Here is a 1,038-nt window from a genome sequence, read left to right on the forward strand (position 1 = left end):
GTCGTTGAGTCTTTGCGGCAACGGTCGCGGACCGTTTTTCGCCTCGTTGAAGTTCATGCATCACATGAACTTCAACGAGGCGCTAGGTGTGTCGAGATTCAGGTCAGGCCGAGTCGAAAACGATGGCTTTCGAGAACCGGAGCGGAGCATCACCTGAATATCAGCGCACCTTAAAGGAGCTGCCCGAGAAACTCCTGAACGGCATGCCCTGGCCGGAAATTGCCGATGCGCTTGATTTCCCATTGCAGCCGGATACCGGAATTCTCCAGCACCCGCGTGCGCACCGTCTCGCCGAGATATTCAAGGTCGTAGCCGGTCGCGGTTCCGGTGTTGATCATGAAGTTGCAATGCATCGGCGACATCTGCGCGCCGCCGATCATCAGGCCGCGGCAGCCCGCTTTGTCGATCTCCTTCCAGGCCGATGTGCCGTCGGGATTCTTGAAGGTCGAGCCGCCGGTCTTTTCGCGGATCGGCTGCACGGTCTCACGATGGTTCTGCACGGCCTCCATCGCAGCCTTGATGGTCGCCCTGTCCTCGGCAAAGCCTTCGAACACGGCGGAGGTGAAGATCAGCCCGGAGGGAGCCGCCGAATGGCGATAGGCGTATCCCATATCGGCATTGCTCAGCGTCTGCACATTGCCCTTGCGATCGAGTGCTCGCACTTCGATGACGCGCTCGCGCGTCTCGACGCCATTGGCGCCGGCATTCATTCGCAGCGCACCGCCGATTGCACCCGGAATGCCGTGGTAGAAATGAAAGCCGCCAATGCCGGCCTCGAGCGCCACCGCTGCGACGCGCTTGTCGGGGGTCGCAGCTCCCGCCTTGATCCTGATTGGCGAAATCACCTCGGCATCGCCGAAGCCCTTGGCCGAAAGCCGAATGACAAAGCCCTCGATGCCGCCATCGCGGACCAGAAGGTTGGAGCCGACGCCGACGACCGTCAGCGGTATCTCTTCGGGAACGGCTTTCAGGAACGCGGCAAGGTCCTCCTCATCGGCCGGCTGGAACAACGCTTCAGCCAGCCCCCCGGCACGGAAC

At 61.6% G+C, this 1,038-nt stretch carries 1 protein-coding gene; it reads right to left on the minus strand.

Annotated elements, in window-relative coordinates; all coding sequences use genetic code 11:
* Positions 1–170: 170 nt before the first annotated feature.
* The coding region (gene murB, locus EN994_RS32850) for a UDP-N-acetylmuramate dehydrogenase (protein ID WP_127308221.1) at positions 171–1,038 on the minus strand (868 nt) is incomplete at its 5' end.

Origin of the sequence: Mesorhizobium sp. M7A.F.Ca.CA.002.09.1.1, assembly GCF_003998555.1 — a bacterium.
Classification (GTDB): Bacteria; Pseudomonadota; Alphaproteobacteria; order Rhizobiales; family Rhizobiaceae; genus Mesorhizobium; species Mesorhizobium ciceri.